The organism is Roseovarius conchicola (assembly GCF_041403425.1).
In the GTDB taxonomy this organism is placed as follows: domain Bacteria; phylum Pseudomonadota; class Alphaproteobacteria; order Rhodobacterales; family Rhodobacteraceae; genus Roseovarius; species Roseovarius conchicola.
In genome coordinates, this window is record NZ_JBGEHK010000007.1 from 127,890 (window position 1) to 146,588 (window position 18,699).

General features: G+C 60.1%; 19 protein-coding genes and 1 other RNA gene. 7 read left to right on the forward strand and 13 right to left on the reverse strand.

The annotated features are described in order from the left end of the window. Nucleotides 1–2: 2 nt before the first annotated feature. Genes V6N02_RS17910 through V6N02_RS17920 form a run of 3 tightly spaced genes read left to right on the forward strand, consistent with a single transcriptional unit; the run spans nt 3 to nt 3,474 of the window. Nucleotides 3–953: a hypothetical protein gene (locus tag V6N02_RS17910; RefSeq protein WP_371227809.1), complete on the forward strand. Its 951-nt coding sequence runs from the start codon at nt 3–5 to the stop codon at nt 951–953. Then, nucleotides 950–2,632 carry a hypothetical protein gene (locus tag V6N02_RS17915; RefSeq protein ID WP_371227811.1) on the forward strand — a complete coding sequence of 561 codons (1,683 nt, stop codon included), beginning with the start codon at nt 950–952 and terminating at the stop codon, nt 2,630–2,632. The genes V6N02_RS17910 and V6N02_RS17915 overlap by 4 nt, the downstream gene beginning before the upstream one ends. Before the next feature lie 2 nt (nt 2,633–2,634). Beyond that, nucleotides 2,635–3,474 (forward strand): glycosyltransferase family 2 protein, encoded by an 840-nt coding sequence (locus V6N02_RS17920; protein WP_371227813.1) that lies wholly within the window; start codon nt 2,635–2,637, stop codon nt 3,472–3,474. Nucleotides 3,475–3,489: 15 nt separating this feature from the next. Here the strand turns inward: V6N02_RS17920 and V6N02_RS17925 are convergent, their stop codons facing one another. Further along, the gene (locus tag V6N02_RS17925; RefSeq protein ID WP_371227815.1) at nt 3,490–4,704 is read right to left on the reverse strand and encodes a glycosyltransferase; all 1,215 of its coding nucleotides are present in this window, start codon (nt 4,702–4,704) and stop codon (nt 3,490–3,492) included. Nucleotides 4,705–4,923: 219 nt separating this feature from the next. Here V6N02_RS17925 and V6N02_RS17930 point away from each other — a divergent pair, with 219 nt between their 5' ends. Then, nucleotides 4,924–6,282, forward strand: a complete 1,359-nt coding sequence (locus V6N02_RS17930; protein WP_371227889.1) for an oligosaccharide flippase family protein — start codon at nt 4,924–4,926, stop codon at nt 6,280–6,282. Nucleotides 6,283–6,289: 7 nt separating this feature from the next. On the opposite strand, the gene V6N02_RS17935 is transcribed toward V6N02_RS17930, so the two are convergent. The 4 genes from V6N02_RS17935 to V6N02_RS17950 form a co-directional block, all read right to left on the reverse strand. Further along, entirely contained in the window at nt 6,290–7,594 is a 1,305-nt protein-coding gene (locus V6N02_RS17935; RefSeq protein WP_371227817.1) for a GumC family protein, read from the reverse strand. Nucleotides 7,595–7,701: 107 nt separating this feature from the next. Then, nucleotides 7,702–8,541, reverse strand: a complete 840-nt coding sequence (locus V6N02_RS17940; RefSeq protein ID WP_371227819.1) for a CpsD/CapB family tyrosine-protein kinase — start codon at nt 8,539–8,541, stop codon at nt 7,702–7,704. A gap of 34 nt (nt 8,542–8,575) precedes the next feature. Continuing rightward, nucleotides 8,576–9,247: a sugar transferase gene (locus V6N02_RS17945; RefSeq protein ID WP_420884255.1), complete on the reverse strand. Its 672-nt coding sequence runs from the start codon at nt 9,245–9,247 to the stop codon at nt 8,576–8,578. 556 nt (nt 9,248–9,803) lie between these two features. Then, nucleotides 9,804–10,433 carry a ribonuclease T2 family protein gene (locus V6N02_RS17950; protein ID WP_371227823.1) on the reverse strand — a complete coding sequence of 210 codons (630 nt, stop codon included), beginning with the start codon at nt 10,431–10,433 and terminating at the stop codon, nt 9,804–9,806. A 133-nt stretch (nt 10,434–10,566) separates the two neighbouring features. Between V6N02_RS17950 and V6N02_RS17955 the strand changes: the two genes are divergently transcribed. Further along, nucleotides 10,567–11,325, forward strand: coding sequence for a DUF1013 domain-containing protein (locus V6N02_RS17955; RefSeq protein ID WP_371227825.1), 759 nt, complete (start codon nt 10,567–10,569; stop codon nt 11,323–11,325). 59 nt (nt 11,326–11,384) lie between these two features. On the opposite strand, the gene V6N02_RS17960 is transcribed toward V6N02_RS17955, so the two are convergent. From V6N02_RS17960 to V6N02_RS17980, 5 genes are all read right to left on the reverse strand, one after another. Continuing rightward, complete coding sequence (locus V6N02_RS17960) at nt 11,385–11,516, reverse strand: hypothetical protein (protein WP_371227827.1); 132 nt, start codon at nt 11,514–11,516, stop codon at nt 11,385–11,387. Between the two features lie 95 nt (nt 11,517–11,611). Further along, the gene (recR, locus tag V6N02_RS17965) at nt 11,612–12,205 is read right to left on the reverse strand and encodes a recombination mediator RecR (protein ID WP_371227829.1); all 594 of its coding nucleotides are present in this window, start codon (nt 12,203–12,205) and stop codon (nt 11,612–11,614) included. Continuing rightward, nucleotides 12,202–13,218, reverse strand: coding sequence for a TraB/GumN family protein (locus V6N02_RS17970; RefSeq protein WP_371227831.1), 1,017 nt, complete (start codon nt 13,216–13,218; stop codon nt 12,202–12,204). Before V6N02_RS17970 ends, recR begins: the two co-directional genes overlap by 4 nt. A gap of 35 nt (nt 13,219–13,253) precedes the next feature. Next, nucleotides 13,254–13,598 (reverse strand): YbaB/EbfC family nucleoid-associated protein, encoded by a 345-nt coding sequence (locus tag V6N02_RS17975; protein WP_371227832.1) that lies wholly within the window; start codon nt 13,596–13,598, stop codon nt 13,254–13,256. Nucleotides 13,599–13,675: 77 nt separating this feature from the next. Further along, complete coding sequence (locus tag V6N02_RS17980) at nt 13,676–15,415, reverse strand: DNA polymerase III subunit gamma/tau (protein ID WP_371227833.1); 1,740 nt, start codon at nt 15,413–15,415, stop codon at nt 13,676–13,678. 211 nt (nt 15,416–15,626) lie between these two features. Here V6N02_RS17980 and ypfJ point away from each other — a divergent pair, with 211 nt between their 5' ends. Together ypfJ and V6N02_RS17990 are read left to right on the forward strand one after the other, a co-directional pair. After that, the gene (gene ypfJ / locus V6N02_RS17985) at nt 15,627–16,460 is read left to right on the forward strand and encodes a KPN_02809 family neutral zinc metallopeptidase (RefSeq protein WP_371227834.1); all 834 of its coding nucleotides are present in this window, start codon (nt 15,627–15,629) and stop codon (nt 16,458–16,460) included. Further along, nucleotides 16,420–16,953 (forward strand): protein-tyrosine phosphatase family protein, encoded by a 534-nt coding sequence (locus V6N02_RS17990; protein ID WP_371227836.1) that lies wholly within the window; start codon nt 16,420–16,422, stop codon nt 16,951–16,953. Before ypfJ ends, V6N02_RS17990 begins: the two co-directional genes overlap by 41 nt. A gap of 15 nt (nt 16,954–16,968) precedes the next feature. On the opposite strand, the gene V6N02_RS17995 is transcribed toward V6N02_RS17990, so the two are convergent. The 3 genes from V6N02_RS17995 to V6N02_RS18005 form a co-directional block, all read right to left on the reverse strand. Continuing rightward, nucleotides 16,969–18,072 (reverse strand): phosphagen kinase, encoded by a 1,104-nt coding sequence (locus V6N02_RS17995; RefSeq protein ID WP_371227838.1) that lies wholly within the window; start codon nt 18,070–18,072, stop codon nt 16,969–16,971. Between the two features lie 111 nt (nt 18,073–18,183). Further along, nucleotides 18,184–18,280: signal recognition particle sRNA small type (gene ffs, locus V6N02_RS18000), an RNA gene on the reverse strand. Nucleotides 18,281–18,324: 44 nt separating this feature from the next. After that, the gene (locus V6N02_RS18005; protein ID WP_371227840.1) at nt 18,325–18,663 is read right to left on the reverse strand and encodes a hypothetical protein; all 339 of its coding nucleotides are present in this window, start codon (nt 18,661–18,663) and stop codon (nt 18,325–18,327) included. Nucleotides 18,664–18,699 lie beyond the last annotated feature (36 nt).

Below are 18,699 nucleotides of genomic sequence, written 5' to 3' on the forward strand. Positions count from 1 at the left end.
CGATGCGCCGCGCCTTTTACCTGATCCCCCTGGCCATTCTGGCAGCGCTGCCGTTCCTGCGCCCTTTGTATGAACCGCGCCCACCCGATCCCGATCTGGTGCGCGAGATTTATGGCACGCCTTTGCCACCGCCCGAGGGACCGATGCGGATCTTCCATCTGGGGCATAGCCTTGTGGGGCGGGATATGCCCGCGATGCTGGCGCAACTGGCGGGCGAGGGGCATGGCTATGACAGCCAGCTGGGTTGGGGCACGTCGCTGAATGAACATTGGCAGGGCGGTGAGGCGATCAACGGGTTTGAGGCCGAGAATGCGCATGAGCGTTATCGCGACGCAAAAGAGGCGATTGGGTCGGGTGAGTATGACGCAGTGGTCCTGACCGAGATGGTCGAGATACGCGATGCGATCCGCTATCATGACAGCGGCGATGCACTGCACAATTGGGCTGATCTGGCGCGTCAATCAGGACAGGACACGCGTATTTACCTCTATGAAAGCTGGCACCGGCTGGATGACGAAGAGGGCTGGCTGACCCGTCTGGACGCCGATCTGGAGCGCTACTGGCTGGGCAAGCTGATGCTGCCGGAAATCGCCCGTGCCGATGCCGAAGGGCGGCCGATCTATCTGATCCCCGCTGGGCAGGTGATGGCACGTTTCGTGCGCGCGGTTGAGGATGCTGGTGGAGTCGGTAACATCACCACCCGTGAAGACCTGTTCACCCGCGACGCCGATGGCAATCTTGATCCGATCCATGTGAATGATCTGGGGGCCTATCTAGTGGCGCTGACGCATTATGCTGTGCTTTATCATCGTTCGCCCGAGGGCCTGCCTTTTGCGCTAATGCGCTCGGATGGCACCCCGGCAGAAGCCCCTGACCCGGCTGCGGCACAGCTGATGCAGGAAACCGTTTGGCAGGTCGTGCAAGGGATCAACAAAACCGGAGTCACGTCATGATCCGGGTTGTGGCCGTCCTTCTTCTGCTGTTCGGCCTGACCGCTCCAGCGTCGGCGAATGATGCCCCGGTGGGGTTGAACCTAGCCCCGGTCACCGACTGGTCCACCCAGGCCCCGTTTATCGACGTGATGAAAACCGCACGCCCCTGGGTCGTACATCGCGCCGGTGGATGGGGCGGCGCGGGCGAGGCGGAATTGATCGAAGGCGGCTTTCTGGATGATTACGGCTGGCCCATGCGGCAACCGCGAGAGTTGGGCACGGTTGGCACCCTGATCCTGACCGATCTGCCTGAACAGGCGACCTCGCTGGCAGGCACCTATCGGCTGCAATTTGAAGGGCAGGGTATTGTCGAGGTGTCAGGGCGCGCGCAAAACGTGCGGTATGCCGATGGCGGCGTGATCTTTGACTACACGCCCGGGCCCGGCCCCGTGGAAATCCGCATTCAGCGCAGCAATCCAGAGGATTACGTGCGCAACATCACCGTCGTGAAAGAGGCGCATCGCGCGCTCTATGACGCGGGGCAAATTTTTAATCCTGACTGGTTGGGGCAGGTTGAGGGGTTTGATCTGTTTCGGTTCATGGATTGGATGGCCACCAACAATTCACGCATCTCGGCCTGGCAGGACCGCCCGTTGCCAAATGATTACACCTATGCCCGCAACGGCGTACCGCTTGAGGTGATGCTGGCCCTGCTGGTGGAAACCGGGGCCGATGGCTGGTTTACCATTCCGCATATGGCCGATGATGATTTTGTACGTCGTTTTGCGGAAAGCACGGTGACATTGCCCGGATCGGCCACCGTTTACGCGGAGTATTCCAACGAGGTCTGGAACTGGCAGTTTGAGCAGACACGCTGGGCGGATGAGCAGGGGATGGCACGTTGGGGGCAACCTGAAACCGGCCCGCAGTTTTACGGCACCCGCGCGGGCGAGTTGGCGCAGATCTGGAGCGCGGCGTTTGAGGCTCGCACGGAGGCTCCTGAACTGGTTAATGTCATCTCGACCCAGACCGGTTGGCTGGGTCTGGAAGAGTTGATCCTGGAAACACCTTTGTGGCAGGCCGAAGACGACAGTCCGGGCAATCCGGCCTGGGTCTATTTCGATGCCTATGCCGTCACCGGTTACTTCGGAGGAATCATCGGCGTGGAAGAGCGCGCACCGCGCACCCGTGAGTGGATCGCCGAGAGTCTGACTGCGGCTGAAGCCGACGCGGATGCAAAAGGCCTGACCGGCACAGCACGCGAGCAGTATGTTACGGCGCATCGCTATGATCTGGCCTCGGTTCGCGCGGGCGCTGAGCTGAACGATGGGACGCTGTCGGGCGATCCTTTGGACAGTGTCGAAGATCTGCTGGGCCGGGTGCTGCCCTATCATGCCGAGGTTGCAGATGAATATGCGCTTGAGATGATCGTGTATGAGGGCGGCAGCCATGTCGTGGGCATTGGACCGATGGCGGATGACGAGGCGCTGACCGACTTCTTCATGTATTTCAACTACAGCCCCGAAATGGGGGCGCTTTATGCCCGCTTGCTGGAAGGGTGGTCCGATCTGGGGGCGGGTGTGTTTGCGGCTTACAATGACGTCTACGCGCCCAGTAAATGGGGCAGCTGGGGCGCACAACGCTGGTTGGGCGATGACAATCCACGCTGGAAGGCGTTGCGCCGCGCCACGGGTGGATAGGCATGACGCCACCTCTGATCTCAATTATCATCCCGGCCCATAACGAGGCGGATTACATCGGGGATTGTCTTGACGCGCTACTGGCGTCCGAGCCGGGCGAATGGCGCGCCGAGGTGATCGTCGTGGCCAATGCCTGCACCGATCAGACGGTATCCTTGGCGCATGGCTTTGCCGATCAGGCGGCTGCTTTGGGCTGGGGTTTCAGGGTGATAGACACCGCCACCCCAGGCAAGCTAAACGCGCTTAACGAAGGGGAGGCAGCGGCCAGTGGCACCTTGTTTGCCTATCTCGATGCGGATGTGCAGGTGTCGCCCCCTCTGATGGGTCAGATCGTGGCGGCCCTTGCCGGGGATGCCCCGGGCTATGCCTCGGGACGGCCCATCGTGGTGCCCGCGCGCAGCGCGCTGACCCGGGCCTATGCGCGGTTTTGGCAACGCCTGCCGTTTGTCACCGACGGCGTGCCGGGCTTTGGCCTGTTTGCGGTCAATGCCGCAGGGCGCGAACGCTGGGGCGCGTTCCCCGATATCATCGCGGATGACATGCTTGTCCGGCTCAGCTTTGCCCCCGACGAACGTCATCTTGTCTCCGCCAGTTACAGCTGGCCTATGGTTGAGGGCCTGCGCAATCTGGTGCGGGTGCGGCGTCGTCAGGATCAGGGTGTCCGTCAGATCGCCGCGCAGTTTCCAGAGCTTTTGAAAAATGACGACACGGTCAAACCGGGGTTCGGCCAGATCATCGTGCTGGGCCTGCGTGATCCGGTCGGTTTCGTGGCGTATGCTCTGGTGAAACTGGCAGTCAAAACACCCTATGCTTCTGGCACGGGCTGGGTTCGCGGTCGTTAGATCGGTAGGGTAAAATCAACCTGATCCGGTTGCGGTGCTTTCAAAATGGGCGGCCAGTTTCGCCGCTTCTTTTGCATTGTCGTGACGGGTCAATACGCGCTCGCGCCCCTCCCGTCCCATCTGTGTAAGTATTGTGGTGTCAGTCGCAGCCAGATTATCCACTGCTTCGACGAGCGCGTCCGCATCCCCCGCAGGCACCAACCAACCGGTCTTGCCGGGGCGGACAAGTTCGGGGATGCCTGCAATGGTCGTTGCGATCACGGGGCGGCCTGCTGCCATCGCCTCCATGATCACCATCGGCAGGCCTTCGGCAAAGCTGGGCATGATCAGCGCCTGTGCAAGGCTGAGTTCCTCGCGTATGCCAGACTCGTCCAGCCAGCCGGTAAGCGTGATGTGATCGTCAAGATTGGCACGCGTAATCGCGGCCTCAATCAAAGGCCGCATCTCGCCATCCCCGATCAGGGTCAGATGGGCTTCGGGATGGACTTTTGCGATCTGCGCCATCGCTTCGATCAACACCAATTGACCCTTCTGCTCGGAAAACCGTCCGATGGACACCAGCCGGGGCGGACCGTTAGGAACCGGCGTGGGCTCCGGGAATTTTGCAGGTTCAATCGCGCAATGCACCACTTTGATGCGGGGCCAGTGATCGGGCTCAACCCAGCGGCACAGTTGGCTGCGGCCAAACTGGCTGATCGCGACGGTGAAGGCGGCGCGCGCTGTCTTCTCATCCAGGAACAACGCCTTGGTGGCGTCAAACTCTTCCGGGCCGTGGACCGTGAAGCTGTAGGTCGGGCCGCCAGCGGCATGGGCCAGCATCGCCACGCAGGCCGAGTTGGTGCCGAAATGCGCGTGGATATGGCGCGTGCCAGCGGCTTCGCAGCGGTTGGCCACGGCACAGCCCTCTGCGAAGTAAATCAGGTGCCGGATGCGCCCCAGTGGTGAGCGGCCACCGACCCGCAAGGCCAATCGCAACGCACGCATCCAGGCCGACGGGGCGCGTATCAGGCGCGTCGCCATGGCCCCCAGCAGATGCAGCCCGCCACGTTCAAGCACGTAATCGGTCGCCGCTTCTTCTTCGCGATCCAGCGGGTCAACCAGCGGCATGGTCGCGCGCCGCATGGCGATCCGTATGATTGGCTGGCCCGCCGCCTCAAGCGCTGCAATCTCGCGACGGATGAAGCTGTGCGAGGGCTGCGGATAGGTGTTGAGAACATAAGCGATGGTCACGGCGGATAAGGCCCTTTCACGGCAGTGTCCTCTTGGTAAACCTTTCTGGCGATGCGCAAAAGTCTGGTCTATGCAGGGTCGTCTACAGTGGTGTAAATCGGGCGCTATTGTTGGGTAATTCCGCCAGAATAACCTGAAAAATCAACCATTTCGTTGACCGGGCTGGCCAGCGCCAATACCCTGCGCATCACATTCAATTCCGTGGTGGAGCCCAGATTAATGCCCAGCCTGAGCACAGCTTTCCGGGGAAACCGCTTGTTTGCGCGCGTTTTGCGCAGCTCAAGCTGGCTGGTGTTGGGCTATGGCACGTCGCAATTTCTGCGGCTGCTGTCCAACCTGATCCTGGCGCGCCTGCTATTCCCCGAGGCGTTCGGCCTGATGGCGCTGGTCAGCGTGGTCACAGTGGGGCTGATGATGTTTTCGGACGTGGGCATCGGCCCGGCCATTGCCCAGAACAAGCGGGGGGATGATCAGAGATTTCTGGACACGGCCTGGACCATTCAGGTGATCCGGGGATTTCTGTTGTGGGGCGGCGCCTGTGCGCTGGCCTGGCCGATGGCACAGCTTTATGGCGTGCCGGAACTGGTGCTTTATCTGCCGATTGCGGGAATGTCGCTGGTGCTGGCCGGTTTCAACCCGACGCGGATTGAAACCGCGCATCGGCATTTGTTGGTGGGACGGCTCACCGCGCTTGATCTGCTCAGTCAGACGATCGGAATCACGTCGATGATCCTGCTGGCCTGGATCACCCAATCGGTGATCGCACTGGTGATTGGCGGGGTGATCGGCGCGGCGGCCAAGCTGGTCCTGACGCATCTTTACCTTCCGGGCCGGACCAACCGCTTTTATTTGGAAAAGGCGACGGCAGGGGAGTTGATCCGCTTTGGCAAATGGATATTCCTCAGCACGGCGTTCTGGTTTGTCAGCTCGCAAGGGGACAAGGCGATTTTGGGCAAGTTCCTGACGTTGGACACGCTGGGCATCTACAATATCGGGTATTTCCTGGCCTCGTTCCCTCTGCTGTTGGGCCATGCGGTGACACAGCGGGTGATGATCCCTGTCTACCGCGAAACACCCCCAGCGGAGGCGCCCGAGAATGCCGCCAAATTGGGCAAGCTGCGCGCCGTGATCAGCCTTGGCATTCTCAGCCTGTTGGCGGTGATGGCGCTGGGTGGGCCGTGGTTGGTCGATATGCTTTATGATGATCGCTATGTTTTGGCGGGGGCGATTGTGGTGGTTCTGGCCTGCGCGATGATCCCGCAGGTGATCGGCATGACCTATGATCAGGCGGCGCTGGCGGCGGGGGATTCCAAGCGGTTTTTCGTGTTCTCAGGCAGCCGTGCGGTGATTCAGGTCGCGTTCCTGTTGATCGGGATCACGCAGTTTGGCCTGTTGGGGGCGCTGATTGCGCTGGGGTTGTCGATGGTCCTTGTGCATCCCATCCTGATCTGGTTGGCACGTTTGCACGGCGCGTGGGATGGGCGTCATGATCTGATTGCCGGGCTGGCTGGGGCCGGAATTATCGTTGCCGCGCTGTGGATGCACTGGGATCGGGTGGTGACGTTAGCAGGCGTCTGAATCAGGGCTATCCGCGTTCCTTGCGGGCGGCCTGACGGTTGCGCGCTTCGTGAATGTACCCGGCCAGCGCAATCCTTGCCCCGGCCAACCGTTTGCGATTGCGGCGTGTTGGTTCCAGCGGTGGGATGGTGACCACCGGGGTAATGCCGACCTTGGCCTGCATTTGCCGGGACGAGCGGATCACCGGGCGCCGCAGATCCATCAGAAAGGCCACCAAGAGACCCAGAAATACGCTGCCCATGGCACCCAAAAGGGCCGTGCGTTTGCGGCTGGGCGTGATGGGGTAATCGGGCAGGGCGGCCGGTTCGATCACCGTCAGCCGCTCGGACTGATGCTGTTCTTCCAGTTTGAAGCCCACTTCGGCCTCGGCACGGCGGGTTGAAATCACGTCCAGCTCGCCTTGGATTTTCTCACGGCGACGTTCAAACGCACCCAGTTCCCGCTGAACCCGGGGGGTGGTTTCCAGAGCGGCAGACAGCGTGGCCACCCGTGCCTCAAGCAGCGCCTTTTGGTTGTCGAGGATCTGAATCTGTGCCTCAAGTTCGCGGGTTTGGCGCTCAAGTGTCGAGGCGCGCTGGGTCTGATCCAACTGGCTTAGCGCCTGGGCCAGCGAAATCCGCTCGCCTTCAATGGCAATGATGCTTTCGTTCAGCGATGCAATCTGCGTTTGGCGAAATTCGAGCCCGCCTTCCAGTGTCAGGTCATTTTCGCGCCGATAGTTGGTTAACTCCTGCTCCAGCGCCTCTAGATCAGCGACAAGTTTGCTTTCTTCCTCGGTGAAAAAACGCAGAGTTTCGCGGGCCTGTTCAATCCGGGACGCAGCGCTGATCTCGATCGTGCGCTTGGCAAACTCATGGGCAACGCCTTGCGCCTTTTCGGGGGTGTCAAATGTTGCGGTGATGGTCAGAACCGACACGGTGCCGTCATCGGTAAATCCTTCGCGCGCGGCGGCAACACCTTGAATAGACACTGAATCGCGCACCCGTGACACACGCTCGCTGAGTTTCATGTTAGGGGTGTCGGTGAACAGATCGAATTGGTCGGCGATTTCCAAAACAGTCCCACGGGTCATCAACTGTTGTTCGATCAGCTGCAAGCGCCGCGCTGACGAGCCATCAACGGTCGAACGCGCCAGTTCATTGTCGATCGTCGGGCGAGCCACCTGGATCACTTCTGAGGACTCATACAGATGCGTCTGGCTGATCGCATAAAACAAGGCGCCGACAGTACCCAACACCGTGACGGCGGCGATCACATTGAACCGCCGTTTGATCATGTCGATCATATCGTCCAGTGAAAAAAACTGTTCCACTCTTCGTTTCCGTACCTCAAAATGCCCACCTCACGAAGGGGCGGGCTGCTTTTCTTGACCAACACACCATATCATAGGGGCAAAACTAAGGCATCCCGCCAAGGCGATCAGGCGGCTTCGCGTCCACGGTTCAGCACCACGCCCAGCAATGGGGTTTGACCGTCCAGAATACGTTCACATTCCTCGATCTGTGCTTTGGTGGTCCGGGTGCCATCAGCGATCAGCAAGACGCCGTCGACATGTGGTAGAAACGCAGCCAGATCATCGTATTCCAACATTGCGGGCATGTCATACAGCACCACGTCGGCGGCCAGCTCTTCTTCGGTATCCTCAAGAACTGCGGCGGTGACATCGTCATGCAATTGTTCCGAAGCATTCTGATTTACATGGCTGTTCAGCGCCAGTGCCAGAGTGTCCGAACACCGGATCATGTGCTCTTCCGGCAGGCACCGGCCTGACAGGAAATCGCTGATTATCCAGTCACCAGTCAGGCCAAGGGCGTTTGCAACGCCGGGATGACGCTGATCGAGGTCGACCAGCACCGAGCGCGATCCCGGCACCCGTGCCAGGCTAAGCGCAAGGTTAACGGCGGTGAACGTGGCACCGCATCCAGAGGTGGGTGCGACAATCGCGATGCGCGTCCAGCCGTGCTGGCGCAAGGCTTGCACAAGGCGGGTGCGCAACAGATCAAAGGCTTTCGAGGCGGCGTGTTCGCGGTGGTAATCCACCAGAGGCGCGCCGGTGCCGGCATGTGTGTGAGCGTCAGGCAGGACCAGTTCCAGATCGTTCCAGCCATCTCCGCCGGTCTTGGCGGTATCATACACCACCTTGTTGGAAGGCAAGGTTTCGACATCGGCCTCAAGAGCTGGCTTGCCGCCACGACCATATTGCTCTCGCGCGGCCCGCGCGAGGGTCTTGGACGTTGGCAAGGGGTGGGTCATGTTCATCTCAGGCCCTTTTGTTTCGCAGCCCCGGCGGGTTTCAATATCCTGTGCGGCGTAACACCACGCCGACCGTTTGCACCAGAATCCGCAGGTCCAGCACCAAAGATAGGCTGTCGTGGTAGGCCGCATCAACCGTCGAGCGATGCCCAAAGCTGTTTTCGTTTCGATCCGACACCTGCCACTGACCGGTGATTCCCGGGCGCATATCGAAATAGGGCGCGGGATTGTCGTAAAGCGGAAGCTGGTCAGGCATCATGGGGCGTGGACCCACAACACTCATATCGCCTTTCAGCACGTTCCAGAACTGTGGCAGCTCATCCAATGACGTTTTGCGCAGGAATGCGCCCACCCGCGTGATGCGTGGATCATCCTTCAGCTTCTGGGTGCGATCCCACTCGGCCCGTAGCGCCGGATCAGCGGCCAGATAGCTTTCCAGCACCTGATCGGCCTCGCGGCACATGGTGCGCAGCTTGAGGATCGAGAAGTGACGACCGTTTTCACCCAGACGCATCTGGCGATAGAACGGCTGCCCCCCCTCGATCCACAGCGCAATGGCACAAAGTAATGTGACCAAAAGCGTGATCGGCGCGCTGATCAGAACCAAAAGGATATCCGCAATCCGCTTGCCCACATCCCGGTAAAATCCGGATGGCCGGGCTTTTCCCGGCAGCGCAACAGACCCCGAAACGGGGCCCGCAGCACGGGCCATAAGCGAAGGCTGCGAAAGTCTGGCAGCACCGATCTGCCGGAGCGCCCCCAACGCCTCCAGCGAGCTGTCTTCAAACACGTTATCCTTCATCGTTGCCCCCCAGCAACTTGGTTACATACAACGCGGACGGCGTGTCATCTTGATCCATATCCAGGACAGTCAATAGTCAGCTGTGGGGTGGCTTACCCGCAGCATGTATTGCGATCAAACCGACCTCTGCTTTTGCAGTGCGGCTGACCTTCCTAGACTTCATCAGAAGAACTGTTCCACCAGCGATCACTCTTCGAAGGTAGCAGCTTTTTGCCTAAATTTAGCCCGTTTTTCCAGCAACAAATTGTTTCGCCTAAGCAGAAATAGTGATGAATTACGTTACGTCAGACGCGAAATCAGGGCGTAACAGCTCAATTGTTGCGCAAATGGAAACAATCACCGGTCCGCAAAATGGGTTCGGCGGGACGCTGCCCGAGTCATGTTCAATTTTGGGCTAATTTTCGCCACAGTGTGCTTTGCGCGTTGTTTGGGTGGGACGCCATGTCAGATGACCCTGATCAGCACGTCAGCGAATTGGCGAAAAAAGAGCGTCTTTCATCCGGCAATCACGCACCACATCCTGTCCGCATGGCACCGGATCAAGCGATTTTGACAGGCACAGGCGCGCCTCCTGAATGCGTCCCTGGCGGCAGGTGATGGTCAGCATGTCCGGCTCCCATCCTGGGTTGGCTTTCAAAAACGCCTCTTCGACCACTTTCGCGGGCAGTTTCACCGGGTCACTGAGCTTGCGAAACACCTCGGGCCGGTTCACGCGCTCATAGGCTTCGCGTGAGAGGGCAAAATACTGCTCCGCCGACAGGTTAGTACAGGTGCCGTGCTTTCGCCACTGGTGCCAGGCCAGTCCGCTCGAGCCCATGATATCCACCATCTCACGGGTCATGCGCCGCGAGGGTTGCGGGTGAACGGTGCGGCAGTTAGCGGGATAGCCCCGGTGATATTGCGGCCAGAGCCCATGCAGAACCCAGCCATAATTGGCGGCGTCGTCGCATTGTGGCGAACTGCGGGCGTCCCCTTCAAGCGCGCACCATGTCGGGGACCAGCTGAGTGACAGCACGTAGTAATCAAAATCGGGCGCGCGTTCGCCCTCGGCCCGCGCGGCCATGGCCCAAAGCATCACAAACAGGAACACTCGCATCTCTTTTTGGGCCTTTCAATTTTGTCCGCGCATCAGTATATACCCCTCAAGTTCCCCTACAACGGAAACCCGTCCCGACCCCGGGACCGCCCTTTCAGGCGACGGGAAAGTTATGCGTCAAGGAGACCACGACATGTCAAAACCGCTTATGGCCAAAGCGACAGCCGTCTGGCTGGTAGACAACACCACGATCAGTTTCAAACAGATTGCCGATTTCGTCGGCATGCACGAGCTGGAAATTCAGGGCATTGCCGATGGCGATGTCGCCGCTGGCGTGAAGGGCTTCGATCCCATTGCCAACAACCAGCTGGTTCAGGAGGATATCGATGCCGCCGAGAAGGATCCGCTGTTCAAGCTGACGCTCAAGCATAACCCGGCGGCGGTGGGCGAGGAAAAGCGGCGGGGTCCGCGTTATACTCCGCTGTCCAAGCGGCAAGACCGGCCCAATGCGATCCTGTGGCTGGTGAAGTTCCACCCCGAACTGGTGGACAGCCAAATCTCGCGCCTGGTGGGCACGACCAAGCCGACGATCCAATCCATCCGCGAACGGACGCACTGGAATATCTCGAACATGCAGCCGGTTGATCCGGTGGCCTTGGGGCTGTGCAAACAATCCGAACTGGACGCCGCCGTGCAGAAAGCGGCTGCCAAGAAGGCCAAGGAAGGTCAGGCGATTGATGATGACGAACGTCGCAAGCTGCTGAGCACCGAGCAGAGCCTCGATATGGACACCGAGCCCAAGATTCCGACCGCCATCGAGGGGCTGGAAACCTTCAGCCTCAGCACGGATACGGATGAGGAACCGGCCGAGCCCGAGATTGACGCAGACAGCTTCTTCAACCTGCCGGATGATGACGGTAGTGAAGAGGATGACAGCGAAAAGTCACGCTGAACTCATATAAAAAAGCCCGGTCTTGAGACCGGGCTTTTTACTTGACTGCGTAAGAGGCCTTATTCGGCGCCTTCAGCGTTTTTGCCTTTGGACGAGCCGAAAACCGATCCTGGATACAACACCTTCAGCATTTTACCCATCAGGGCAGCGCCAAAAAGAACGATCAGCATGATCACAACTGCAGTTTTCATGATGCATTTCCTTTCTCTGGAATAGATCAAATCTTAGCATTATTGGCGCTTCTTGGCGGTAAGATGGCAAAAAGATTAAACTTTAAGGCAAAATGTCAAAGCGCTTTGCGGGCATTCAACGCGGCGCTGATCGTCCCGTCGTCCAGATAATCCAACTCTCCCCCGATCGGCACGCCTTGCGCGAGTGAGGTCAGAGTGACGGTGCCATCCAGCTGATCGGCGATGTAATGCGCGGTGGTCTGCCCATCGACCGTAGCGTTCAGGGCAAGGATCACCTCGGTGATCTCCTCGGAGGTCACGCGATCCACCAGTTTGGGGATGCGCAACTGATCCGGACCAACCTGATCCAGCGCGCTGAGCGTGCCGCCCAAGACGTGATAGCGACCTTTGAAGACGCCTGCGCGTTCCATCGCCCAAAGATCGGCGACATCTTCGACCACGCAAATCTGTCCGTTTCCGCGTTTCTCCGACGCACAGATATCGCAGATATCCGTGGTGCCCACATTGCCACAGTTCAGGCATTCGCGGGCAGTGACCGCCACCTGTCCGATCAGATCAGCAAGCGGTGTCAGAAGCAATTCGCGTTTGCGGATCATGTGAAGCACCGCGCGCCGGGCCGAGCGCGGGCCGAGACCCGGCAGCTTGGCCATCATCTCGATCAGGTTGTCGATGTCGCGGGTCGAGTTCATTCCGCCACCTCGCCGGGCAGAGCGACCCGTTCGACCCTGAAGCCTTCACCGCGCAGCAACTCGATCATGCCATCTTCGCCGGGCAGGTGGAAATTACCGACCGCGATAAAAACCCCTCCTTGGTTCAGTTCGGGCAGCGCGCTGGCCACAAAGGTTTGATTGCGGTCGTCCAACAGATAGCCATTGGTCAGCTCAAGCCAGTCACGGCCCTGATCTTCGCCATAGATTGCCATGATGTAGGCGCGGTCCAGAAGCATCGATACCCCGGTTTGCCCTTGCAGATAGAGCGCATAGCCGGTGGCGGTGGAGTCGGCCGTGCGGGTAGGGTTCAGGTAAGCACCGTAGACACCGATCATGGCGCGGGTCAGGTTGAAATTCTGCGGGTCCGAGAGCGTGTTGAGAAAGTCTTCCGGTGACTCCAAGCCAATAATCTCGGCACCCTCTATGGCCCCCAATGTTTGGATCAGGCTATCCTGATTGGGATAAACGCCGCCTGCGAAATCGGCGCAGGGATCGCCCAAAATCAATTGAGCCAGCCCCGCCAGCGTGAGGTAATCCGGCGCATCCGCCCCCCAGGCCAATCCTTCGGTGCGGTCGCGAATCCAAGCATTCACATCGTCGGGTAGACCCAACAGGCCAAAGCGGGACGGCAATCCATCGGAACGGATGATGTTGTCGGCTCGCGCCCAGCTGGTGTAGTCGTCGCGGGTGGTGAAGATGAAATCGGCTTCAAGCGCCACGGCGCGGGCAGCACGGATATCACCCAAGACCTGATCCGGCAGATCAAGCAATCGCGGGTCATTGACATGCATTGTCCCCCACAGATGCGACACCGCCCCCTCGGGCGAGGTCACGCGCCAATAGCGTCCAGCGGCGTTTGGGATTGCCTGGGCGGCGGCCTGAAGATCGTCCAGCGTGAAAGGGGTCAGGGTGTCTTCATAGACCTCAAGGTTCTTCGGAAAACAGACTTCGGGTGTGGCCCAACTCTGGGCCTCGGCGGGCAACGCCGCCATGAGGGCAAAAACCCCAGCCGTTAGAGCGTTCCGGATCAGAATGGCAGATCCATGCCTTTGGGCAGGCCCATCTCTTCGGTGATCTTGCCCATCTCATCCTTGGCGCGGTCGGTGGCCTTTGTCTGGGCATCCTTGATGGCGGCGAGGATCAGGTCTTCGACCACTTCCTTGTCGTCGGAGTTGAAGATCGAGGGATCGATATCCAACGTCTTTAGCTCGCCTTTGACGGTGCAGGTGGCCTTGACCAGCCCGGCGCCGCTTTCGCCTTCGACGGTCATCACATGCATTTCTTCCTGCAGGGCGGCCATCTTTTGCTGCATCTCCTGAGCGGCCTTCATCATCTTGGCCATATCGCCCATCTGGCCCAATCCCTTGAACATGTTTTTCTCTCCGGGTTTGTCTGTTTGCTTACAGTCTCAATAAGGGATGCGCGCGGCCCGCTGCAAGGTGAGTGCGCTTAATCTTCCTCGAACGGGTCCCATTCATCGTCTACTTCGGGCAGGGCGTCAGCCTCGGCCTCGGCCAGTTGTTCCTCGGGCGTGGTGATGCGGGTAATTTCGGCTTTTGGAAAAGCGGCGATTACGGCCTGCACCAGCGGATGGGCTGTGGCCTCGGCCTTTAGCGCGTTGTCGGCAGCATCGCGTTTCTCGGCAATAGTCTCGCTGCCGCCCTCGTTGACCAGGCTGACGGCCCAGCGATTGCCGGTCCAGCGTTGCAGGGCGCTGCCCAGCCGTTGAGCCAGATCGGCGGGCGCTGTTTCAGAGGGTACGAATTCGATGCGTCCCGGTTGATAGGCCGCCAGACGGATGCCAGCTTCCACCTCGACCAGAAGTTTCACGTCGCGATTGGCGCGGATCAGTTCGACCACATGTTCAAAGGTGGGATAGCGGGCCAGCGCGGTGTCGGCCTCGACCGCCAGCGCCGTAGTCTGACCCGAAGGGCCGGGGGTGCCTGTGGCTTGCGCCGACACTGCAGGTGCGCTTTGCATCGGGGCCGAGGGCGCCGCCATGCCGCCGCCGGGCTGGGGTGGTTGCGGTGTGCCCAGCTTGCGCACCAGCTCTTCGGGGCTGGGCAGGTCGGCCACATGCGTGAGGCGGATCACCGCCATTTCGGTGGCCATCATCGCATTGGGCGCAGCGGCCACCTCGTCGAGCGCCTTGAGCAGCATTTGCCACATCCGCGCCAGCACGCGCATCGACAGGGCCTGGGCCATCTGCTGACCCCGGCTGCGTTCATCGGGACCAATGGTCGGATCATCGGCGGCGTCCGGCGTGATTTTCACGACCGAAACCCAATGGGTGATTTCCGACAGATCACGCAGCACTGCCATCGGGTCGGCCCCTTCGGCATATTGTGCGCCAAGCTCGGTCAGCGCCCCGGCGGCATCGCCCTTGAGGATCAGGTCAAACAGGTCCAGCACCCGACCCCGATCGGCCAGCCCCAGCATGGCGCGCACCTGATCCGCAGTCGTCTCACCCGCGCCGTGGCTGATCGCCTGATCCAGAAGCGAGGTCGCATCGCGGGCCGAGCCTTCGGCGGCGCGGGTGATCAGGGCCAGCGCATCCTCGGCGATCTGGGCCTGTTCGCCTGCCGCGATCTTGCGTAGCATTTCGATCATCACTTCGGGCTCGATCCGACGCAGATCAAAGCGCTGACAGCGGCTGAGCACGGTCACCGGGACTTTGCGGATCTCAGTGGTGGCAAAGATGAATTTCACATGCGCGGGCGGCTCTTCCAGCGTTTTGAGCAACGCGTTGAACGCATTGGTGCTGAGCATGTGCACTTCGTCGATGATGTAGATTTTATAGCGCGCGCTGGCGGCGCGGTAATGCACCGAGTCGATGATCTCGCGAATGTCACCCACACCGGTGCGAGAGGCCGCGTCCATCTCCATCACGTCCACATGGCGGCCTTCCATGATCGCCACGCAATGTTCGCATTTGCCACAAGGCTCGGTCGTCGGGCCGCCGGTGCCATCCTCGCCGATACAGTTCATGCCCTTGGCGATGATCCGCGCGGTGGTGGTTTTGCCGGTGCCGCGAATGCCTGTCATGATGAAGGCCTGCGCGATGCGATCCGCCTGGAACGCGTTTTTCAGGGTACGCACCATCGCATCCTGCCCCACCAGATCGGCAAAGGTTTCGGGCCGGTACTTCCGGGCCAGCACCTGATAACCGGTATCGTGCGTGTCGCTCATGGGTCGCCTTTTCGGGATTCGCGGATCACTCTGCACGATAAAGCGTGCCCGTTGCGCCGTCCACCGCTCAGACCCTCATAAGCTCTACAATATCGCGCCCTTGGCGGATGGAGCATCGTTGCTTACCAGCGTTTAATTGCATCCAAAGGAAACTCTGGGCATCAAAATGCGTTAGGTCTATGATCGTAGCGTTCTGTGTGGGGGGAATGTGATGCGTTTACGTGGAGTGCGCCGCAGCCGCAATGTCGAGGACCGGCGTCGGTCAAGCGGAGGGGCCAAGGCGGGTGTTGGCGGTGTCGGTCTGTTGGTCGTTCTGGCGATTGGCTATTTCGCCGGGGTCGATGTGACGCCGCTATTGCAAGGTCAGGGCGGGCAAACCAGCGCCCCGCGCGAGATCACTGCCGAGGAAGAGCGCGCGGCCGAGTTTTCGTCTCGCGTGCTGGCAACGACCGAAGAGGTCTGGACCAAGGTTTTTGATGAACAGTTGGGCCGCCCCTATCAGCCGCCGGTTCTGGTGCTGTATTCCGGGATCACGCAAAGCCCCTGTGGCGGAGCCTCTGGCGCGACGGGTCCGTTTTACTGCCCTGCGGATCGCAAGGCCTATCTGGATACGGATTTCTTCGCCACGATGTCACGGCAACTGGGGGCCAAGGGCGATTTTGCTGCCGCCTATGTGATTGCCCATGAGGTGGCGCATCACGTCCAGAACGAGCTGGGGATTTTGCCGCAGGTCAATCAGGCGCGTCAGCAGGCCAGTCAGGTCGAGGCCAATCAACTGACCGTGCGTCTGGAACTGCAGGCCGATTGCCTGAGCGGGGTCTGGGCGCGTGCGGTTGGCGGGCTGCTGGAGCCGGGTGATTTGGAAGAGGCCTTGAATGCAGCCCGCCAGATCGGGGACGACACGCTGCAGCGCCGGGCCGGGCAGGTGCCACAACCCCATACCTTTACCCATGGCACATCCGAGCAACGACAACGCTGGTTTGCCACTGGCTACCAGTCCGGCGATGCCAACAGCTGTGATACCTTTGGCGCGCGCCAGCTTTAAAACTGGCCGGCTGCAGGGCTTTGTCATCCATGCCCTGCCGGTTGCCGACGGTATCCTGGCCTTCGCCCCTTTGCCGGGGCGGACGGGCGACTATCAGGCCGATTTGAAGCACATCCGCGATTGGAAGCCCGCGCTGGTGATATCGATGACCAAGCCGCGGGAAATGGCCGAGGCGGGGGCAGACGATCTGGGTGCGCATTTGCAGGATGCGGGAACCCGCTGGGTGCATCTTCCGATTTCCGATTTCAGTGCGCCAAATGCCGAGCACGAGGAAAGCTGGCACGAAACCAGCCGCTCGGCGCTGGCGGCGTTGCAGGGTGGGGGGCGTGTGCTGATCCATTGCCGGATGGGCAAAGGGCGTTCGGGTATGGCGGCGTTGCGCCTGATGATCGAGGCCGGTGAGGACCCAAAGGTCGCTCTGCAGCGCATCCGTGCGGTGCATCCGTCGGCTGTTGAGACACAGGATCAGATGGATTGGGCCTTGTCCGGTTAGGGCAGGCAACCGCGCTTAGGCGCTGGCCTCTTTTTCCTGCAGTTTTGCCAACCCGTGATAAAGTGCTGCGATGATCTGGGCTTCGGTGATACAAAACCGCGCCGAGGGCGAGATATCGACCGTGCCATCAGCGCCAATAGGCGTGTGTTCGCCACCAATGCCGCGCACGGACAGACCCATGGGGCGGCAGATCTCCTTGGCTTTCTTGTCGGTCCCATCTGCGGTCAGGTTGGGCAGCGGTATATGAACCGAGGCCCGCATACCTGTTCCTGCATTTGTCGGGCAGGACGTGACAACGCCGTAATCGGGCGACATCGCGAAATTCAGCCCCTCAAACTCCGATACCTTATCAAGCGCGGTTTTCAACCGATCAAACACGCGGTTCAGGATCGTGCCGCGTTCCATGCACATGATGCGCAAATGATCCTCTTCGCCGACCCAGATCACGAACCCGCGATCCTGCGAGACATAGCAACCCCGCCCATAGGGCCAGTCGGCGGCGATCCCGGCGGCGAGCAGGTAGCTGTCGGCGCTCATGTCCTTGAACATGATGTGTTCGTCCACCAGCGCCTGATAGGTGTCGTTGTCAATGTGATTGGGGTTGCCCGGCGTCAGTGAATGATAGGCCCCACCATACTCGGGGTCAGCGATCAGTGCATCGAACGCCTGCATCATACGGTTTTCCAGCGCGACGCGGTCATCCCGGCTCATCGCGCCGGGCAGGGGGAAATCGGCCAGGTTGCGGCCCACCCGCACGCGCATCGACAAGGCCGGAAGGCCGAGGGCGGCCAGATCAAGATTGCCGCTTTCCGGCAGCCCCTCTACACTACTGAGGGACCAGTCATTGACGTGACGGGCGTCCTCGTCAACCTTGTGATAGCGCGCCAGTGCTTTTGCAAAGAACGGTCGAAAATCGTCGTAATCCGCAGGTTGGCAGGCGTAACACCCCATCTCGCTGTTTGGATTTTCAATGCCTGAGTTGAGGCACGCCATCAGGCGCGCCTGATCAGTTTCGGACAGGGTTGCGAAGTAGTCGGAGTCAAAGCTCTGCAACGCGATATTCTGCGGGTTCTCGGCTTTCAAAGCCGCGATACGGCTTAACTGGTCTTCAAAAGGCATCATCAAACTCCGCAAAAGGGTAGGGCGTTGCGGCAACCCTAGGCCTGATGTGAACCCAAAGCCAGCCTCACGCCAAACCTTGGCAGTCCATGCGGATGAAAAGGAGAGATGGGTGAGAGGCTGGACAACGACCCAAGCGGGGCTCGTTACGGTTGCTTCCTTCCGGACCTGGCCGGGTTGGCGAGGCGCTCGCCCGCGCCAACCTCTCGACGGGTTACATAGGCGCTGATGCGTGGATTCGCAAGTACTCCGCTAGCCCGCGTCGGAGTTGGCCGAGCAAACGAATTTGGTGAACGCCCCGATACAGCTATAGCCTTCGCCGAAGCCCTCGGCGCGGAACACGCTGTAAAAGGTACGATCTTCATATTCGGTCGTGATCGCCGCGCGGGTGAATTCGTAACACTCGTCCAGATTGACCTTGCACAACACGGCGGCGGCGGTCCCGGCGTCCGAGTCTGTCTCAAGACGATCAAGCGCCTCGATCAGCTGGGTTTTCAGCTCGGCCTCGGCAGCGGCCTCATCCGGGCGGGTCAGCCACGCCGCGATTGCGGCGATCACCGCAAGGCTGATCAACAATTTCAGAAGTCGCATACCATTACCTCACTTATTCGATCTTCAACGATGGTC

Coding starts and splice junctions, on each gene's coding strand:
- V6N02_RS17955 (WP_371227825.1), top strand. CDS start 10,567: ATGTCAAAACCGCTTATGGCCAAAGCGACAGCCGTCTGGCTGGTAGAC.
- V6N02_RS17980 (WP_371227833.1), bottom strand. CDS start 15,415: ATGAGCGACACGCACGATACCGGTTATCAGGTGCTGGCCCGGAAGTAC.
- V6N02_RS17940 (WP_371227819.1), bottom strand. CDS start 8,541: ATGAACATGACCCACCCCTTGCCAACGTCCAAGACCCTCGCGCGGGCC.
- V6N02_RS17945 (WP_420884255.1), bottom strand. CDS start 9,247: ATGGCCCGTGCTGCGGGCCCCGTTTCGGGGTCTGTTGCGCTGCCGGGA.
- ypfJ (WP_371227834.1), top strand. CDS start 15,627: ATGCGTTTACGTGGAGTGCGCCGCAGCCGCAATGTCGAGGACCGGCGT.
- V6N02_RS17970 (WP_371227831.1), bottom strand. CDS start 13,218: ATGGCGGCGTTGCCCGCCGAGGCCCAGAGTTGGGCCACACCCGAAGTC.
- V6N02_RS17975 (WP_371227832.1), bottom strand. CDS start 13,598: ATGTTCAAGGGATTGGGCCAGATGGGCGATATGGCCAAGATGATGAAG.
- recR (WP_371227829.1), bottom strand. CDS start 12,205: ATGAACTCGACCCGCGACATCGACAACCTGATCGAGATGATGGCCAAG.
- V6N02_RS17930 (WP_371227889.1), top strand. CDS start 4,924: ATGCCCAGCCTGAGCACAGCTTTCCGGGGAAACCGCTTGTTTGCGCGC.
- V6N02_RS17995 (WP_371227838.1), bottom strand. CDS start 18,072: ATGCCTTTTGAAGACCAGTTAAGCCGTATCGCGGCTTTGAAAGCCGAG.
- V6N02_RS17960 (WP_371227827.1), bottom strand. CDS start 11,516: ATGAAAACTGCAGTTGTGATCATGCTGATCGTTCTTTTTGGCGCTGCC.
- V6N02_RS18005 (WP_371227840.1), bottom strand. CDS start 18,663: ATGCGACTTCTGAAATTGTTGATCAGCCTTGCGGTGATCGCCGCAATC.
- V6N02_RS17950 (WP_371227823.1), bottom strand. CDS start 10,433: ATGCGAGTGTTCCTGTTTGTGATGCTTTGGGCCATGGCCGCGCGGGCC.
- V6N02_RS17915 (WP_371227811.1), top strand. CDS start 950: ATGATCCGGGTTGTGGCCGTCCTTCTTCTGCTGTTCGGCCTGACCGCT.
- V6N02_RS17920 (WP_371227813.1), top strand. CDS start 2,635: ATGACGCCACCTCTGATCTCAATTATCATCCCGGCCCATAACGAGGCG.
- V6N02_RS17910 (WP_371227809.1), top strand. CDS start 3: ATGCGCCGCGCCTTTTACCTGATCCCCCTGGCCATTCTGGCAGCGCTG.
- V6N02_RS17990 (WP_371227836.1), top strand. CDS start 16,420: ATGCCAACAGCTGTGATACCTTTGGCGCGCGCCAGCTTTAAAACTGGC.